The organism is Luteibacter sp. P4_E6 (genome assembly GCF_056401535.1).
Genome location: NZ_JBFUJE010000832.1, coordinates 1 through 1,202 on the forward strand (window position 1 = coordinate 1; position 1,202 = coordinate 1,202).

General features: G+C 64.6%; 3 protein-coding genes. All 3 read left to right on the plus strand.

What is annotated here, in order from left to right:
• Positions 1-106: 106 nt before the first annotated feature.
• The 3 genes from AC1DT2_RS23895 to AC1DT2_RS23905 all read left to right on the plus strand — a co-directional run bounded on the left by AC1DT2_RS23895 (position 107) and on the right by AC1DT2_RS23905 (position 1,187).
• Entirely contained in the window at positions 107-667 is a 561-nt protein-coding gene (locus AC1DT2_RS23895) for a GNAT family N-acetyltransferase (RefSeq protein ID WP_477299178.1), read from the plus strand.
• An 88-nt stretch (positions 668-755) separates the two neighbouring features.
• A complete protein-coding gene (locus tag AC1DT2_RS23900; protein WP_477299179.1) occupies positions 756-974 on the plus strand; it encodes a hypothetical protein in 219 nt (72 codons plus the stop codon).
• A 15-nt stretch (positions 975-989) separates the two neighbouring features.
• Positions 990-1,187, plus strand: a complete 198-nt coding sequence (locus AC1DT2_RS23905) for a hypothetical protein (RefSeq protein ID WP_063573963.1) — start codon at positions 990-992, stop codon at positions 1,185-1,187.
• The last annotated feature ends 15 nt before the right edge of the window (positions 1,188-1,202 follow it).

Consider the following 1,202-nt stretch of genomic DNA (forward strand, 5'->3'; position numbering starts at 1 on the left):
GTATCGAATCACCATGCGTAAAAAGGCTGCGCCGTTGGGGCGCTTTTCGGGTAACGCGTGCGTAAAGAAATGGTACCGTCCGCTCAAATCATCAGGGAAAGGCATCGTGGACGGAACACAGGACATCGCTATCGTCACCGCGCGGCTGCGACTGGATCGACTGGTGGCGGCCGACGCGCCGGCACTCTTCGCTTACCGCGGTGACGACGCCGTCGCACGCTACCAGGGCTGGAAGCCCGTCGATCTCGCGGCGGCCCAGGCCTTCATCGCGGACCAGGCATCACTGGCTTTCGGAACAGCGGACAGCTGGTGCCAGCTGGCGGTTCGCGACAAGACCACCGGCGAGCTTCTCGGCGATTTCGGCGTGCACTTCCCGGTCAGTACGGATGATCCGATCGAGTTCGGGCTTTCCCTGCGGCCAGAGCGGCAAGGCAAGGGCTTCGCTCGCGAAGCGATGGCCGCCGTACTCGATCTGGCCTTCGGTGACTGGGGCTACCGGCGTGCGGTGGGTTCGGTGGATCCGCGCAACGTGGCCAGCCTGGCCCTCCTTCGGTCACTGGGCTTTCGCCAGGAAGCCCATCATGTCGAGAGCTATTTCTTTCGTGGCGAATGGGTCGACGACGTGATCTTCGCCATGCTGGCGCGCGAGTGGCCGACTAGCCGCTGAGTCGCCGGCCGGCCGGGCGACGCCCGGCGCATACACCATCTTCATGGGCCGGGTGCCACATAGGGCGGAGACTGGCGCGGAAACCCCCATGAGCGAGCGGTACGTGCGCATCTACGTGGCCCAGCCGCCTGACGTCGGGGCGGAGTGGGTAGTGCGCGTCGACTCGGACGAACCTGCGCGTTTCCGGCACGAGAAAGACGCCTTGACCTATGCGCTCCGGCAGGCGCGGGCACGCACCGGGCAGGGTGTGTCAGTGGAACTAAGGGTAGAGGACGACCATGGCCACTGGCGGTCCATGGCGCTTTGACCGAAGGGAAAGGACATGCAGACACCAGTTCAGCACTACAGGGGCTATGACATCCTCTGCAGCGCGAGCGGTTACACGCTATTGCGCAACGATGTCGAGGTATTGAGCGTGGGCTCCCACGATGCGGGCAACCCACTGCAGGATTGCGCTCATCTGGATCACCTGCTCGAGCAGGCCAGGCAAAGCGTGGACCGCCTCCTCGACCACGCCTGAGTCGTGGGGTCAGGC